12 protein-coding genes and 2 tRNA genes are annotated in these 16,187 nt (G+C 50.9%); 2 read left to right on the top strand and 12 right to left on the bottom strand.

The features are described from left to right. Positions 1–2 precede the first annotated feature (2 nt). The 11 genes from infB to rlmE form a co-directional block, all read right to left on the bottom strand. Positions 3–2,687 carry a translation initiation factor IF-2 gene (infB, locus tag Q8O77_RS15630; RefSeq protein WP_305555239.1) on the bottom strand — a complete coding sequence of 895 codons (2,685 nt, stop codon included), beginning with the start codon at positions 2,685–2,687 and terminating at the stop codon, positions 3–5. A 21-nt stretch (positions 2,688–2,708) separates the two neighbouring features. Next, a complete protein-coding gene (gene nusA, locus Q8O77_RS15635; protein ID WP_305555242.1) occupies positions 2,709–4,208 on the bottom strand; it encodes a transcription termination factor NusA in 1,500 nt (499 codons plus the stop codon). Between the two features lie 29 nt (positions 4,209–4,237). Further along, on the bottom strand, positions 4,238–4,693 hold the full coding sequence (rimP, locus tag Q8O77_RS15640) for a ribosome maturation factor RimP (RefSeq protein ID WP_305555245.1): 456 nt from the start codon (positions 4,691–4,693) through the stop codon (positions 4,238–4,240). 291 nt (positions 4,694–4,984) lie between these two features. Continuing rightward, a tRNA-Met gene (locus tag Q8O77_RS15645) sits at positions 4,985–5,061 on the bottom strand. A 74-nt stretch (positions 5,062–5,135) separates the two neighbouring features. Next, positions 5,136–5,220, bottom strand: a tRNA-Leu gene (locus Q8O77_RS15650). A 13-nt stretch (positions 5,221–5,233) separates the two neighbouring features. Further along, positions 5,234–5,563 carry a preprotein translocase subunit SecG gene (gene secG / locus Q8O77_RS15655; RefSeq protein WP_305555248.1) on the bottom strand — a complete coding sequence of 110 codons (330 nt, stop codon included), beginning with the start codon at positions 5,561–5,563 and terminating at the stop codon, positions 5,234–5,236. A 2-nt stretch (positions 5,564–5,565) separates the two neighbouring features. Then, complete coding sequence (gene tpiA, locus Q8O77_RS15660; RefSeq protein WP_305555251.1) at positions 5,566–6,318, bottom strand: triose-phosphate isomerase; 753 nt, start codon at positions 6,316–6,318, stop codon at positions 5,566–5,568. Between the two features lie 83 nt (positions 6,319–6,401). After that, a complete protein-coding gene (gene glmM, locus Q8O77_RS15665; RefSeq protein WP_305555254.1) occupies positions 6,402–7,736 on the bottom strand; it encodes a phosphoglucosamine mutase in 1,335 nt (444 codons plus the stop codon). A gap of 3 nt (positions 7,737–7,739) precedes the next feature. After that, positions 7,740–8,573: a dihydropteroate synthase gene (gene folP, locus Q8O77_RS15670; RefSeq protein WP_305555257.1), complete on the bottom strand. Its 834-nt coding sequence runs from the start codon at positions 8,571–8,573 to the stop codon at positions 7,740–7,742. Between the two features lie 110 nt (positions 8,574–8,683). Beyond that, a complete protein-coding gene (ftsH, locus tag Q8O77_RS15675; protein WP_305555260.1) occupies positions 8,684–10,606 on the bottom strand; it encodes an ATP-dependent zinc metalloprotease FtsH in 1,923 nt (640 codons plus the stop codon). A gap of 58 nt (positions 10,607–10,664) precedes the next feature. Then, the gene (rlmE, locus tag Q8O77_RS15680; RefSeq protein ID WP_305555263.1) at positions 10,665–11,294 is read right to left on the bottom strand and encodes a 23S rRNA (uridine(2552)-2'-O)-methyltransferase RlmE; all 630 of its coding nucleotides are present in this window, start codon (positions 11,292–11,294) and stop codon (positions 10,665–10,667) included. Between the two features lie 83 nt (positions 11,295–11,377). Between rlmE and yhbY the strand changes: the two genes are divergently transcribed. Further along, positions 11,378–11,674, top strand: a complete 297-nt coding sequence (gene yhbY, locus Q8O77_RS15685) for a ribosome assembly RNA-binding protein YhbY (RefSeq protein ID WP_305555266.1) — start codon at positions 11,378–11,380, stop codon at positions 11,672–11,674. Positions 11,675–11,739: 65 nt separating this feature from the next. Continuing rightward, positions 11,740–13,494 (top strand): DEAD/DEAH box helicase, encoded by a 1,755-nt coding sequence (locus Q8O77_RS15690; protein ID WP_305555269.1) that lies wholly within the window; start codon positions 11,740–11,742, stop codon positions 13,492–13,494. Here the strand turns inward: Q8O77_RS15690 and Q8O77_RS15695 are convergent. Next, positions 13,477–16,140 carry a DUF2339 domain-containing protein gene (locus Q8O77_RS15695; protein WP_305555272.1) on the bottom strand — a complete coding sequence of 888 codons (2,664 nt, stop codon included), beginning with the start codon at positions 16,138–16,140 and terminating at the stop codon, positions 13,477–13,479. The genes Q8O77_RS15690 and Q8O77_RS15695 overlap by 18 nt on opposite strands. Positions 16,141–16,187 lie beyond the last annotated feature (47 nt).

A 16,187-nucleotide genomic window follows, 5' to 3' on the forward strand; every position in this document is an offset into this window, starting at 1 on the left:
TGTTACAGGGTGCGTTCAACCTGTATCACTTCGAACACTTCGATCTGATCGCCTTCGCGCACATCGTTGTAGTTCTTCACGCCGATACCACACTCGAAACCGTTACGTACTTCACTTACGTCATCTTTAAAGCGACGCAGCGATTCCAGTTCGCCTTCGAAAATCACCACGTTGTCACGCAGTACGCGGATAGGGGCATTACGCTTAATCACGCCTTCAGTTACCATACAACCGGCGACTGCACCGAACTTCGGTGAACGGAACACATCACGTACCTGCGCCAGACCGATGATCTGCTGCTTAAACTCTGGTGCTAACATACCGGTCATTGCCGCGCGTACTTCGTCTAACAGCTCATAAATGATGCCGTAGTAACGTAAGTCCAGGCCCTCGTCTTCTACCAGCTTACGTGCTGTACCGTCGGCACGCACGTTAAAGCCGATAACAATCGCCGATGAAGCAGCAGCTAAGGTAACGTCGGTTTCGGTAATACCACCTACACCGCTGCCAACAATCTTCACTTTTACTTCGTCGGTTGACAGTTTCATCAGTGACTCAGTAATGGCTTCAACCGAACCTTGTACGTCAGCTTTCAGTACGATGTTCAGCTCAGACACATCGCCTTCAGTCATGTTGGCAAACATATTTTCCAACTTAGACTTCTGCTGACGCGCCAGTTTCACATCACGGAATTTGCCCTGACGGTACAGTGCCACTTCACGTGCTTTACGCTCGTCTTTTACTACGGTTACTTCGTCACCGGCTTGTGGTACACCGGATAAACCTAAGATTTCTACCGGAATAGACGGGCCGGCAGTTTTAATCTCTTTACCGTTCTCGTCACGCATCGCCCGAACACGGCCATATTCAAAACCACACAGCACGATTTCACCTTGCTGTAAGGTACCTTCCTGGATCAGGATCGACGCTACCGGACCACGGCCTTTATCCAGGCGTGATTCAATCACCACACCACGGGCTAAGCCTTGCTTAACAGCTTTTAATTCCAGCAGTTCAGATTGGTTCAGAATGGCTTCAAGTAAGTCATCAATACCCATGCCTGATTTTGCCGATACCGGCACAAACTGCACATCACCGCCCCATTCTTCTGAGATAACATCGTACTGTGACAGTTCGTTACGTACGCGCTCAGGATCGGCTTCCGGTTTGTCCATCTTGTTCACTGCCACCACGATTGGCACACCGGCCGCTTTCGCGTGCTGGATAGCTTCTTTGGTTTGCGGCATCACGCCATCATCAGCCGCTACCACCAGGATAACGATATCTGTCGCCTTGGCACCACGGGCACGCATAGAGGTAAAAGCAGCGTGACCAGGTGTATCAAGGAAGGTGACCATACCGCGGTCGGTATCAACGTGGTAGGCACCGATATGCTGGGTAATACCACCGGCTTCACCGGCTGCTACCTTGGCTTTACGGATATAATCCAGTAAGGAGGTTTTACCATGGTCAACGTGGCCCATTACCGTAACAACCGGCGCACGAGGCTCCAGTTCGCCTTCACCCTGACGGTCAGACATTACGGCTTCTTCCAGCTCGTTTTCTTTGGTCAGGGTAAACTTGTGGCCCATTTCTTCACAGACAATGGCCGCGGTTTCCTGATCAATCACCTGGTTAATGGTCGCCATAGCGCCCATCTTCATCATGATCTTAATAACTTCAGACGCTTTAACTGCCATCTTGGCGGCTAATTCGGCCACAGTGATGGTTTCGCCGATTTTTACTTCACGTTCAACCGGTTGCGCAGGTTTATTAAAACCGTGCTGCATGCTGGTTGGCGTTTTCTTTTTCTTCACATGACGGTTAGCACGGTTAAAGGCTTCTTTGTCATTGGCATCGTCTTTCTTTTTGCCTTTAACAACAGGGGCTTTTTTACCGGTACCGCGACGTCCAGCGCGCTCTTCTTTAGCGTCCACTTCGTCTTCGGCCTGCTTGGCAAATTCATTGCTGGTCAGGTGGTAATCGTCGGTATCAGCAGGCTTGGCTTTCTCTTCCTGTGCCCAGCGCTCGCCGTTTTCTTCGGCCAGTTTACGCGCCGCTTCTGCTTGCTTGGCCGCTTCTTCTTCGAGCTTACGCAGTGCTTCGGCTTCTTGTTGTTGACGAATACGATCGGCTTCTTTACGTGCTTCTTCTTTCGCCGCACGACGCGCCGCTTCTTCCGGATCGTCTTTTAACAGCTGTGCTTGCTTAGCTTCTTCACGGCGACGGGCTTCAGCAGCTTTACGCTCGGTTTCTTCCTTCGCTTTAGCTGCAGCAATTTCTTTAGCTTTGCGATCGGCCTCAGCGCGGGCATGCTCAGCTTCGGCATTGGCTTTTTCTTCTGCCAACCGGGCTTCTTCCTGCGCTTTCATTGTTGCTTCGTCCAGCACAGGTTTTTTCACGTAAGTTTTTTGTTTACGTACTTCAACCTGAATTTCGCGGTTACGACCTGCTCCACCAGCTACGCTGAGGGTGGTTTTTTCTTTGCGTTTTAATGTTAAACGCGCAGGTTCTGCCGACTTACCACCGTGCTGGGCACTTAAATGTTCCAGCAGGGATTTTTTCTCATCTTCGCTGACTACCTGACCGGCTGCTTTACTGATACCGGCATCAGCGAATTGCTGCACTAACCGCTCAACAGTAGTACCGACATCACTGGCTAGCTTTTCTATAGTGACTTCTGCCATTTGTGTTGTTACCTCCGTTGACTACTTATTTTCTTCGCTAAACCAAACGATGTTACGGGCTGCCATAATCATGTCGGCGGCTTGTTGTTCCGACATAGTGGCTATTTCCAGTAAATCATCAACACCCAGCTCTGCCAGGTCGTCTAACGTTGTTACCCCTTTACTGGCCAGAACATAGGCCGTGTGGGTATCTAATTCTTTCAGCGCTAACAGCGCCTCACTTGGTTGTGCATCTTCCAGTGACTCTTCACTGGCCAACGCACGGGTGGTTAATACTGCTTTGGCACGGCCGCGCAGTTCTTCCACTGTCGCTTCGTCCAGACCATCGATGCTTAACAGCTCGCTGATTGGTACATAAGCAATTTCTTCCAGCGTGGAGAAACCTTCATCTACCAGCACATCGGCAAAGTCTTCGTCAATTTCCAACGCATCAACAAACACCTGACGTACCTTAGCGGTTTCTTCCTGGTGTTTTTGTTTCATCGCAGAAACCGACATCACATTCAGCTCCCAACCGGTAAGCTGACTGGCTAAACGCACGTTTTGACCGTTACGGCCAATCGCCATCGCCAGGTTGGCATCTTCTACCGCGATATCCATTGAGTGGGCGTCTTCATCAACAATGATCGAGGCCACTTCAGCCGGTGCCATAGCGTTGATAACAAACTGCGCATCGTTATCGTCATACAACACGATATCTACCCGCTCGCCGGCCAATTCGTTCGATACGGCCTGCACCCGTGAACCACGCATACCGACGCAAGCGCCTACCGGGTCAATACGGCGGTCATTGCTTTTAACAGCGATTTTGGCGCGCGCACCAGGATCACGGGCGGCACCACGCAGTTCGATCATTTCTTCACCGATTTCCGGCACTTCAATGCGGAACAATTCCAGCAGCATTTCCGGCCGTGAACGGCTTAAAAACAACTGAGCACCACGCGCTTCCGGCTTTACTTCAAACAGTAAAGCGCGCAGACGGTCGCCTGGGCGATAGGTTTCGCGCGGTAACATTTCATCACGGCCTAACATAGCTTCAGCGTTATTGCCTAAATCAATAATGATGCTGTCGCGGTTAACTTTTTTCACCACACCGGTGACTAACTCACCCACCTGGTCAATATAAGCTTCTACTACCTGTGAACGCTCAGCTTCGCGTACTTTTTGTACGATAACCTGTTTCGCCATCTGGGTAGTGATACGGTCGAACTCGATAGAGTCAATTTGCTCTTCGTAGTAGTCGCCAACCTGCACTGACGGATCGTCATACTGTGCAGCAGACAAGGTCATTTCGCGGTACGGATGCTCTTGCACCTGATCGTCCGGAATAACCTGCCAGCGGCGAAAAGTTTCATAAGACCCGGTTTTACGGTCAATGTTGACACGAACTTCAATATCGCCTTCGTTTTTCTTTTTGGTGGCTGCTGCCAACGCAAATTCCAATGCCTGGAAGATCTTCTCCCGCGGCACAGATTTCTCATTTGAAACTGCATCAACAACCAGTAATATTTCTTTTGCCATTGTGTGTTGCCTCGCTTTGCCCCGATACCTTAAAACACCGGTACCACGTTTGCTTTATCTACGTTATCCATCAGCAAACGATAGGGTTTGCCATCTACTTCCACTATCAACATATCGTCTTCAATAGCTGTTAGTACGCCTTTAAACTTACGCCGGCCATCCTGTGGAATAGCCAGTTTTACTTCAATTTTCTGCCCGACTACGGCAGCAAAATGCTCTGCCGTAAACAATGGCCGATCCAGGCCCGGTGACGATACCTCTAACAGGTATTCATTGGTGATAGGATCTTCCACATCTAAAATCGCACTGACTTCACGGCTTACCAGTGCGCAGTTATCCACGTTTACGCCATCAGCGTGATCAATATACAAGCGTAATGTTGAATGACGACCAGCCTGCATCAGCTCTAAGCCTAACAATTCAAAGCCGGCAGCTTCGACAGTAGGCAGCAATAGCTCTGTCAGTTTCTGTTCTTGCTTGTTCAACGCGACCTCCGGAAAAGCTGCTTTCGCCTATTACCTCAGCGGTAATATTGGCAACAACAGCAAATAAAAAAAGGGCTGCTTAGCCCAATACTGCTTAAAACTGAGTCTGCAGATACGAAAACGCCCCGAACTAGCGGGGCGAATGGGCATCCAATCAACTAACATATCGCCAATGTTAATTGAAATTCTAATCACTTCATAAGAAGTTGGTTGGCGGGAGCCCCAGAGTTTAAGAGCGAACCGACAACCTTCAGCACTAAAACATAATTAAACTATTTTGTACTGCAAAGTTGGTTGCGGGAGCCGGATTTGAACCGACGACCTTCGGGTTATGAGCCCGACGAGCTACCAGGCTGCTCCATCCCGCGTCCGTAATTGGCGCTTATTATATAGCGCTGGCTGGTTTATCGCAAGCCTTGCCTGAGCAAACTATTGATATATTTGGTGCCGAGAGCGGGACTTGAACCCGCACGTCCGAAGACACTACCCCCTCAAGATAGCGTGTCTACCAATTTCACCACCTCGGCTGAATTAAGCGGATCAGTTACCTACAGGGATATCGCTGGCGTCGTCTTTTTTCTGCTCAACCTGCTCAGTAACCGGTACTGACAGATCCTGCCATTCGTCAACCTGTTTGCTTTGGCCGGCGCTGTAGTTACCCAGTACCAGACTTAATACAAAAAAGATGGTTGCCAGAATAGTAGTCGTTTTGGTGAGGAAATTACCGGTACCGGACGAACCGAACACAGTAGCAGAAGCACCGGCACCAAAAGCTGCGCCCATATCTGCGCCTTTACCGTGCTGAATTAACACCAGACCGATTAAAGCCAACGCAACTAATAAATAAAACACTATCAAAATTTCGTACATGCTTATTCCTTTGCACCTTTTGTAACTGCAAGGCAAATTTGCGCAAATTCTGCTGGTTTCAGGCTTGCGCCTCCAACCAGAGCACCGTCTATGTCGGCTTGCTGAAATAATGCAGCACAATTGTCTGCATTAACACTGCCGCCATACAATAATTTTACCGTTTCTGCTGCCTGCGCATCGTATTGTGCCAAATGTTGCCTGATAAAAGCATGAGTTGCTTGTGCCTGTTGCGGCGTAGCGGACTCACCTGTACCTATGGCCCAAATTGGCTCGTATGCAATCACTGATTTCAGCAGTAATTCGGGCTGCGAAGCATACACCGCATCAAGTTGCTGCGCAATAACCTGCTGTGTTTTTTCTTGCCGGCGCTGCTGCAATGACTCACCAACACAAAGAATCGGCGTTAACCCGGCTGCAACGGCCTGTGTCAGCTTCGCGGCCACCAATGCATCGCTTTCAAAATTCAACGTGCGTCGTTCTGAATGGCCGACAATTACATAGCTGGCTCCAGCTTCCTGCAACAGCTCTGCACTAATTTCGCCGGTATAGGCGCCACTGCTTTCGTGGCTTAATGTCTGGCCGCCCAGGGCAAAACCGCCCTTGTTACTAAAACGTGCCAACAGCGTTGCCGGCGGGCAAACTACCACACTGACTTTATCCAACGGCAATCCGGCCAGTGTTGCCGTCATTTGTTCTGCCAGCGCTGCTGAACCATTCATTTTCCAGTTCGCTGCAATCAAGGGTGTGCGTTGCATGATACTGTATCCCCGTTATTTAACGGGCGCGATAGTAACTAACCACGCCCGTGCAAACAAGCATTATTGGCGCCTTTGGACAATCAACTGGCGATTTTTACCGCAGCGGCAATCTGTTCGGCAAAACTGCGCACCAGCGCAGCATCTTCGCCTTCTACCATAACGCGGATTAACGGCTCAGTGCCGCTTTTACGGATCAGTACCCTGCCTGAAGTGCTTAATTTGGCTTCAACATCAGCAATCACTTGCTTAACATGCTGCTTCTCCAGCGGTGCAGTGCCCTTTTCAAACTTCACATTTACCAGTACCTGCGGCAACTTATGCATGCCACGGCTAAACTCCGCCAGGCTCATTTTCGCTTCTATCATCGCATTAAGTACCTGCAATGAGGCAATAATGCCATCACCGGTACAGGTATGGTCTAAATTCAGCACATGGCCGGAATTCTCACCGCCGATGCGCCAATTTTTCTCACGCAGCAACTCCATTACATAGCGATCACCCACTGCACTGCGGGCAAACGGAATATCCAGCTCTTTTAACGCCAGCTCCAGCCCCAGATTGCTCATCAGGGTGCCGACTACGCCACCTTGTAACTTATTTTGCTCTTTAGCTGCACGGGCAATAATGTAGACAATTTCATCGCCGTCTATTACACGGCCACTGTGGTCGACCATCATCACGCGGTCACCATCACCGTCATAGGCAATACCTAAATCGGCTTTTTGCTCCACCACGGTTTTTTGCAGTAATTCGGTATGGGTGGCACCGCAGTGATCGTTGATATTAAAGCCATCCGGCGTGGCGGCAATAACAGTAACCGCTGCACCTAATTCTTTAAATACCGCCGGCGCTATGTGATAGGTAGCACCGTGCGCGCAGTCTATAACAATGTTCAGGCCTTTTAACGACAGATGGTTAGGCAGGTGGCTCTTGCAAAATTCAATATAACGACCGGCGGCGTCGTCGATCCGGGTGGCTTTGCCGAGCTTTTCTGACGGCTCGCACACCATAGGTTGCTCCAGCTCGTACTCAATCGCCAGTTCTACTTCATCCGGCAACTTGGTACCGTCTGCTGAGAAAAACTTAATGCCGTTGTCATAATAAGGGTTGTGCGAGGCGCTGATTACGATACCCGCTTCAGCGCGGAAGGTCCGCGTCAGATACGCTACTGCCGGTGTCGGCATCGGGCCCAGTAAACGCACATCGATACCGGCGGCAATCAGGCCCGCCTCCAATGCCGTTTCTAACAAATAACCGGAAATACGCGTATCTTTGCCAATCAATACTTTACGGGTACCACGCTGCGACAGCACGCGGCCAGCCGCCCAGCCTAACTTCATCGCAAACTCAGGCGTGATCGGAAAATCACCCACTTTGCCGCGTATACCATCGGTACCAAAATACTTTCTGCTCATCCTTTATGCTCCATACTGCATGGCGGTCACAACCCTGACTGCCTGCACTGTTTCTTTGACATCATGCACGCGGATAATGCGGGCACCTTTTAATGCTGCAATAGTAGCGCAGGCCACGCTGGCTGCCAAACGCTCGTTAACCGGAATCGCCAATAACTGGCCTAGCATCGACTTACGCGACATGCCGGCCAGCACCGGGTAGCCGCTGTCGGCAAACTGCTGCAGTTGTTGTAGTAGTACATAGTTATGCGTCAGGCTTTTGCCAAAACCAAAACCGGGATCCAGAATAATATTCTGCTTAAGCACGCCGGCCTGCTGACATGTTTGCGCCCGTTCGAGCAGAAACTGTTTTACTTCTGCTACCACATCCTGATATTGCGGTGCCTGTTGCATACTGCGCGGTGCGCCTTGCATATGCATCAAACACACCGGCGCCCGTGCTGCAACGGCGGCTTCTAAGGCGCCAGGTTCGAGTAAAGCCCGTACGTCATTAATAATATCGGCACCGGCCTGAACCGCTGCTGACATCACTACCGCCTTACTGGTATCGATGGAGATGACGCTATCAAAGCGTTGCCGTATTGCCTCTATTACCGGCACTACCCGCTCCAGCTCATCCTGTGCTGACACATCTGCTGCACCAGGGCGCGTAGACTCACCGCCAATATCAAGAATAGCAGCGCCGTCGGCCAGCATTTGCTCAGCCTGACGCAGCGCTGCATCATAACGGTTATAGCGGCCGCCATCTGAGAACGAGTCCGGCGTAACATTTAAAATACCCATCACCAGCGGACGGCTGAGATCCAGACTGCGCTGACGGGGCAAAGCTAACTGCATATAAACTCCTGAACGGCAGGGCTGCTACTAAAAATAAACCCCGGCAAAACCGGGGCTTATATTAATTGGCAGCTATTAACTGACAACTATTAAATGACAATCAGCAGTGCTTAGTGCAGATTACCTTCTGAAGGTTTGCCATCTGCCACTACATCATCTTCTTTGCCGGCTTTGGCGTCCGGTTTGTCGTCTGAGCCCGGCTTATCGCGCGGCTCCCAGTTTTCCGGCTGCCGAACTTCACGCCGTGCCATTAAATCGTCAATCTGTTTCGCGTCTATGGTTTCATACTTCATTAAGGCATCTTTCATAGCATGCAGTATGTCCATATTCTCTTCAATCAGCTTTTTCGCTCTGTCGTAGTTGCGGTCAATAAACTCGCGGATCTCTGCATCAATGGCCTTCACCGTATCTTCAGACATATGTTTATTTTTGCTGACAGAACGGCCTAAGAACACTTCGCCTTCTTCATCGGCATACAACAACGGGCCTAATTTTTCCGAAAAGCCCCACTGTGTAACCATTTTGCGCGCCAAGTCTGTGGCCCGCTCAATATCGTTCGACGCACCGGTAGTCACATATTCAAAACCGTAGATCACTTCCTCGGCAATACGGCCACCGAACAACGAACTGATCATGCTTTCTAACAGACGTTTGCTGTGCGATACACGGTCACGTTCAGGTAAGTACATAGTGACACCCAAAGCACGGCCACGCGGAATAATACTGACTTTATACACCGGGTCGTGATCCGGCACTAAGCGGCCAACAATGGCATGGCCAGCTTCGTGGTAGGCTGTCATTTCTTTTTCTTTCTCTGTCATCACCATAGAGCGGCGTTCTGCGCCCATCATGATTTTGTCTTTGGCCTTTTCAAACTCGTCCATCGACACCACGCGGCGATTACCACGGGCAGCAAACAGTGCAGCTTCGTTAACAAGGTTAGCTAAGTCAGCACCGGAGAAGCCCGGCGTACCACGGGCGATTACTGACGGCTCTACGCCTTCAGCCAGTGGCACTTTACGCATATGCACTTTTAAAATTTGCTCGCGGCCTTTTACATCCGGCAAACCAACAACAACCTGACGGTCAAAACGGCCCGGACGCAATAATGCAGGGTCCAATACGTCAGGACGGTTAGTGGCAGCGATAACAATGATACCTTCATTACCGTCAAAGCCGTCCATCTCTACCAGCATCTGGTTTAAGGTTTGCTCGCGCTCATCATGACCACCGCCTAAACCGGCGCCACGTTGACGGCCTACCGCATCAATCTCATCGATAAAGATAATACAGGGCGCCGCTTTTTTGGCTTGTTCAAACATGTCACGTACGCGGGACGCACCCACACCAACAAACATCTCAACGAAATCTGAACCGGAAATGGTAAAGAAAGGTACCTTGGCTTCACCGGCAATCGCTTTGGCTAACAGTGTTTTACCTGTGCCTGGCGGGCCAACCATCAAAATACCGGTTGGAATTTTGCCGCCCAATTTTTGAAAGCGGGATGGATCGCGCAAATAATCTACCAGTTCAGAGACTTCTTCTTTGGCTTCGTCACAACCGGCTACATCCGCGAAGGTGGTTTTGATTTGGTCTTCACCCATTAAGCGCGCTTTGCTTTTGCCAAACGACATGGCACCTTTGCCACCGCCGCCCTGCATCTGGCGCATAAAGAAGATCCACACGCCGATTAACAACAGCATTGGGAACCAGGAGATAAAAATCGTCGTCAGCCAGCTGCTTTCCTCAGGCTTACTGCCCAGGGTTTTAACGTCGTTTTTAATCAGGTCATCCAGCAGCTTTTCATCATAGCCACCGGGCACTACGGTTTCAAACCGCTCACCGCTGCGTTTTACGCCGGTAATAACCCCGGTACGTTCCACTTTAACTTCGCGGATCTGGCCCTGATTTACCTCTTTGATAAACTGAGTGTAGCTGGTTAGCTGGTCCGCCGTGTTGCCCGGGCCAAAGCTATTGAACACCGACATTAATACGACGGCGATCACTAACCAGACAATCAAATTCTTTGCCATGTCACTCAAGGTTATAACCTCTTCTTACCGATAAATAGATAATTATCCGGCTACTTTACTAGACTTTGAAGCCGGTAGCCACGATATATGTCTCCCGTGAACGTGCACGGGATGAATCAGGCTTGCGAATTTTCACTGTGGTAAAGGCCGCACGCACATCTTTTAAAAACTGCTCGAAGCCATCACCCTGAAATACTTTGACCACAAAACTACCATTTTGCTTCAACACTTTGCCACACATATCCAACGCCAGCTCGACCAGATACACTGAACGTGCCTGGTCGGTAGTATCATTGCCGCTCATATTCGGTGCCATATCTGACAACACTACATCTACGTTCTTACCGTTAATCCGGCTCAGTAAAGCGTCTAACACTGCTTCTTCACGAAAGTCACCCTGCAAAAAACTGACACCGTTTATCGGGTCCATCGGCAGAATATCACAGGCGATTACCGTACCTTTATCACCTACCAGACCAACAGAAAACTGCGACCAACTGCCGGGTGCTGAACCTAAATCCACCACTGTCATACCCGGCTTAATCAGTTTATCCTGCTGGTTTATCTCTTCCAGTTTAAACGCTGCACGTGAACGCAGGCCTAATTTTTGTGCCTTTTGCACAAATTGATCATCGAAATGCTCTTTCAACCAGCGCGTTGAACTGGCAGAGCGCTTTTTCTTGGTCATGCTTTCACTCTTGATTAGTGTTATGCGTTAGATGGCGCTACAATAACGCAAATTCAAGCGTTACCTGCGGAAATAGTCATTTTATGAGTTTAACCAACAAACAGAAACAATTTTTAAAGGCCAAAGCCCACGAGCTTAAGCCGGTGATCCTGCTCGGCGGCAATGGCCTGACCGAAGGTGTAGTAGCCGAGATTGACGTAGCACTGAACTTTCACGAGTTAATTAAAGTTAAAGTACCCACTGAAGATCGCGAACAAAAAGTATTGATCATGGATGCCATTATCCGTGAAACCAAAGCCGAAAAAGTCCAGGTAATTGGTAAAACCCTGGTGTTATTCCGCCAAAGCGAAGCGAAAAAGATTATTTTACCGCGCGGTTGATACCCTTCCCGAAAAACCGGCTGCCAGCATAAGCTGCAAGGCAGCCACTATCATGCAAAACAGCCGTGCAATTAAGAGATTATCAACAGCAAGCCGTTGACGCGGCCATTACGCATTTTAAACAAAGCAGCCAATCGGCGGTGATAGTACTGCCTACCGGCGCGGGTAAAAGCCTGGTATTAGCTGAACTGGCACGGCTAGCCAAAGGCCGGGTACTTATTCTGACTCATGTTAAAGAGTTGGTCGCACAAAATGCTGAAAAGGTCAGTTTATTAGATCAGCCCGGCAGCATTTTTGCCGCTGGTCTTAAGCAAAAAGACAGTTCCGCTAAAACGGTTATCGCCAGTGTGCAGTCTGCTGCACGCAACCTGCAGCAATTTGACCAACCTTTTTCATTATTAATTATCGATGAATGCCACCGCGTTAGCCTAAGCCCCGGCAGCCAGTATCAGTTATTATTCGACCAGCTGCGCCGGCACAACCCGGCTGTTAAAATCCTTGGCCTGACTGCGACCCCCTACAGGTTAGGTACCGGCTGGATTTACCAAAGCCATTATCATGGCCGGGTAGGTTCTGTTGAGCATGCCAGCTTTGCGCGTTGTATCTTCGAGCTGCCATTACGGCCCCTTGTTAATGAAGGTTACTTAGCCAAGCCGCTCTTGCTGGATGGCTTGGCGGCCCAGTATGACTTTAGCACGCTGCAACCGGCCAACGGCCTTGATTACAATGAGCAACAGGTAGATTCCATTCTTAACAAAATGGGCCGTGCCACCAAACTGATTGTCGGCCAGCTGTGTCAGTTAGTGGTCAATAAACAAGGTGTGCTTATTTTTGCCGCTACGGTGCGCCATGCCAAAGAGGTACTTAGCTTGCTTGAGGCGCACGGCCAATCCGCCGCGCTCCTCACCGCCACGACCGGCAATACCGCGCGCGACCAACTGATTACTGCATTTAAAGCACGGCAGCTGAAGTTTTTGGTGAACGTTTCGGTACTGACTACCGGCTTCGATGCGCCGCATGTCGACTTAATCGCTATCTTGCGGCCTACTGCCTCGGTAAGTTTATTTCAGCAAATGGTTGGCCGCGGCCTGCGTAGTAGCCCGGATAAAAGCCACTGCCTGATCATTGACTACGCCGCCAACGGCTACGATTTGTTCTATCCGGAAGTAGGCAGCCCGCGCCCCGCCAGCAAAGCGGTACCGGTACAGGTTCCTTGCCCACAGTGTCAGTTTGCCAATATATTCTGGGGGTTAGTCGATAATGACGGGGATATTATTGAACACTATGGCCGGCGCTGTCAGGGCTTAGCGGCACACCACACTGCTGCAGCGCCAACACAATGCAGTTACCGGTTCAGAGCCAGAATTTGCCCCGACTGTGGCGGTGAAAATGACATTGCCGCCAGAGCATGCCAGCAATGTCAGTCGCCGTTAATCGACCCGGATAAACGTTTAAAAGCAGTACTAAGCCAAAAACATCACCATTTATTTCGCTGCCAGCAGATGATACTCAGTGAGCAGCAAGGTAACTTGCAAGTACAGTATCTGGATGTAGACGGCAACCCGTTTTACCGTCATTTTAAACTGGACACAGCGGCACAGCGCAGGGCGCTGTATGCACTGTTTATTTTACCGCACAGCCGCACCCCCGGATGCAAACCGAAAAACTACCACAGCGCCGGCGAACTGGTAGCCGAGCAGAATAAATTCCGCATGCCGCAGCTGCTGCTGCTGAAAAAAACCGGCAAAGGCTGGCAACTGCTGGATAGCATTTTTGACTACAGCGGCCGCTATCAGAACGCGCTAAGTTACCCGGGCTAAACCGGCCGTACCGGTTTGCCGCTGCAGGCGCTGGAACACCGCACTTAGCAGCACCAGACTCATACCCAAACCCATAAACGACGCCGCCCGCAGCAAGCCGGTCAGCTCATTTAAGTCAACAAGAAACACTTTTAGTATCACCATCAGCAACAGAGCAAAGCCGGCTTTGCGCAATTGCGCCTTACGCTGTATTTCTGCCAGCACCACGACCAGGGCAGCCAGCAGTAAAAACACCAGCGAATAGCTATAGTGTTCGGCGTTACCGGTAATGAGTGTCAGGCCAATGCTCTGGCCCTGCCAGTAATGGCGCACCGTGCCGACAATATAAAGCAGCGCCAGCCCGGCCGCCAGATAGTAACCGGCCGGCCGGTAATAATTGGGCCATTGCTGAGCCGAACCTAACCGCGCCAGCAAATAACACAACAGCGCCGGCAACCCCCACAATAACAGCAGCAAATTAAACAGTGGCCAATCGCCCAGTGGCTGATTGGTATAAAACGGATTTAACACCGTATTAAGTTGCAGTTGTAACAGCCCGGCCAGCAGCAACAATACACCACAACTGATCTGATACAAGCGCTGCAGACGGCCGGCGTGATAACTGCGCCATTGATACACCCAGGCCAGCAACAGCCAGTTAAAACTGTGTACCAACATAGTGCTGAAATTAAGCTGATTAAAATCCAGCACCCTGCCGTTTAACCAATACTGCGTTTGCACGCTGATAAATACCGCCAACAAGTGCAAGCAAGCGCCTTCGAACACGACTTGCAAGGCACTGCCGCGCCATAGCCACCAGGCTCCAATCAGACAAGCCAGAGTTAACGGATACACTGCTAACGACCAATGCAGCCCCAGCACAGTGATCCCTTCATAGCTGCCACTCAAGGGGGCTAATGTCAGGCGCAGCAATATCAGCGCCAGCAAGCCTTTAACCAGCCAGGCCGGCAACGGTAACCGCGCTTTAAAGCTAAGCAACGACATCAATACCAATTGGGCGGCAATCGCCACCGTTAACGCGGCGGCTTGCAAATGTAAAGTAAAACAAAATGTTAGCGCGAAATTTGCCCCGGCACTATGAATAAAGGCCAACGCAGGTAACGTGGTGCGCCGCGCCAGTAATGACTGCACTATGACCAAAACTGCCGCATAGAACATCCAGCCGCTCTGCAACTGCAAGCGCAGCACCGGACCGGCCAACTGATAACTCAGACCCAATAATAACACCGGCAATAACGCCACTGCCGCCGACCAATGCAAGCGGCTGGCCAGCCACTTGCGTGCCAACAATGGCAGGCACAGCAAAGCCAGCAACAGTTGTATTTGCAACAAGCTGCCACTAAACCAACTTACCGGTTGCACCGGCGTAGCCGGGGTTAACACAGCCTGCAATGGGTTTAACGCAACCCAACACAGCGCGAGACCGCCGCCGGTCCATAACCATAACTCAGAGCGGCCATCGCTCAGTGCCATCAGATACAACAGGATGATTAAAGCCAACAGAGCCACATAGCTGGTCAGGTCATTAAACTGCCACAGACAAAATACGCTTAGCAGTAACATTACGGCCCCCAGACCATGCTCACGCAGCGGCGGCCACCACTGTCGCAGTGGCACAGCAGCCGGTTGCAGACGTTCTGCGCGGATGCCAATACGCGGCAACCATACTAACAAAGCCATGCTTAGCCACAGCGCCAGCCAAACCGACCAAAGCTGTGACCTATCGCTACTGCTGATAGCGGCCAATAACCATAAGCAATGTGCCGCCATTGGCAAGTACCACAGCCAGGCCCGGCGCACCCGCTGCTCTACCAGCACCGACGAGGTAGTAACAACACCAACATATAGCAACAGCGCCAGCACATTATTGCTGCCGGTTGAGACCAGCACAGGCACCGTATAAGCGCCCAGAATACCAATCACTGCCAGAACAGGCCCCTGCCGCAGTGAAAACCATGAGGCGCTGACAGCTACCACAGCCAGTAAGCCAAACGTCAGCCCCGCCGGTAACAGCTGATAAAACTGATAAGCCATTAATAAGGCTGCGTACAGGGTGATAAAACCGGCACTGGCCAGTGCCGCCGGAATATAGTTATCCAATGCCAGGCTAAACAGCCGCTTACGATGCAACCATTCGCTGCCGGCTACCAACAACAGCCCCATTACTACAGCACTGATAATACGCAGCGCCGGTGAAAACCAGCCCGCATCCAGCGAGTGACGTACCAGAAAAATGCCACCAAAAGCCAGCGCCACACCGCCCAGCCATACCATGCCGCGATCAATCAACTGCCGTTCAAGCCAGCCCAGCCAGTTTATGGCTGCCTTAGCCGGCCGCTCAGCCGGTTCAGGCACCAGGACACGGCTTGCCGTGCTGCTGTAGTTTACCGCAAAGGGTGATATTACTTCAGCCGCTGTTTGAGCCGGCGCCGCCTTAGTCACCGCCGCTGTTGCAGACACCACGCCGGGCATATTAACAGACTCAGGCTGTGTTACCCTGTCGGCCGCAGTAGCTGCCGGCTGGCGCTGCTGAGCCAGCACCGCCACCTGCCGGCGCAAGCCGTCTAATTGCAACAAAGCAATAATGCCACAAACCGAACCAACCAGTACCAGCAGCCCCGCTAACAGCGCCATTAATTCAAACATGCTACGCTTCCATTTATTGAGTAAACCCAGCATAAAAATTGTGTAAT

It is taken from the genome of Rheinheimera sp. (assembly GCF_030690345.1).
Lineage (GTDB): Bacteria > Pseudomonadota > Gammaproteobacteria > Enterobacterales > Alteromonadaceae > Alishewanella.

Coding starts and splice junctions, on each gene's coding strand:
- Q8O77_RS15695 (WP_305555272.1), bottom strand. CDS start 16,140: ATGTTTGAATTAATGGCGCTGTTAGCGGGGCTGCTGGTACTGGTTGGT.
- infB (WP_305555239.1), bottom strand. CDS start 2,687: ATGGCAGAAGTCACTATAGAAAAGCTAGCCAGTGATGTCGGTACTACT.
- yhbY (WP_305555266.1), top strand. CDS start 11,378: ATGAGTTTAACCAACAAACAGAAACAATTTTTAAAGGCCAAAGCCCAC.
- nusA (WP_305555242.1), bottom strand. CDS start 4,208: ATGGCAAAAGAAATATTACTGGTTGTTGATGCAGTTTCAAATGAGAAA.
- ftsH (WP_305555260.1), bottom strand. CDS start 10,606: ATGGCAAAGAATTTGATTGTCTGGTTAGTGATCGCCGTCGTATTAATG.
- folP (WP_305555257.1), bottom strand. CDS start 8,573: ATGCAGTTAGCTTTGCCCCGTCAGCGCAGTCTGGATCTCAGCCGTCCG.
- secG (WP_305555248.1), bottom strand. CDS start 5,563: ATGTACGAAATTTTGATAGTGTTTTATTTATTAGTTGCGTTGGCTTTA.
- tpiA (WP_305555251.1), bottom strand. CDS start 6,318: ATGCAACGCACACCCTTGATTGCAGCGAACTGGAAAATGAATGGTTCA.
- glmM (WP_305555254.1), bottom strand. CDS start 7,736: ATGAGCAGAAAGTATTTTGGTACCGATGGTATACGCGGCAAAGTGGGT.
- rlmE (WP_305555263.1), bottom strand. CDS start 11,294: ATGACCAAGAAAAAGCGCTCTGCCAGTTCAACGCGCTGGTTGAAAGAG.